Source organism: Gilvimarinus sp. 1_MG-2023 (genome assembly GCF_030548285.1).
In genome coordinates this window covers 1-250 of the sequence record NZ_JAUOSC010001404.1, presented here as the reverse complement: position 1 = coordinate 250, position 250 = coordinate 1, and the positions used below count along the sequence as shown (strand labels likewise).

The following is a 250-nucleotide window of genomic DNA, read 5'->3' as shown; positions in this document are numbered from 1 at the left end:
GATCAGACCAAAGGCACCAATCAATAGCCCGAAAGCCATCGGGTGCCCCCCTGCTGCCACAACAATAGGGATTAACGGAATCAAGGGGCCATGGGTACCGGCCAGGTTGGCGGTCGTTAAAATAAAGCCGGAGAACAATAAAATAAAAACAGAAACAATAAGAAGCTCGTAACGAACATTCTCTAGAATAAACGATTCACCCAACCCTAACGGGCCAGCAAACGTGGCGGCAATCGCGGCAACCATAACC

At 49.6% G+C, this 250-nt stretch carries 1 protein-coding gene; it reads right to left on the bottom strand.

Going from position 1 to position 250, the window contains the following annotated elements; genetic code table 11:
• A partial coding sequence (locus Q4563_RS21450; RefSeq protein WP_303605964.1) for a DUF3360 family protein occupies nt 1–250 on the bottom strand: 250 nt, incomplete at both ends.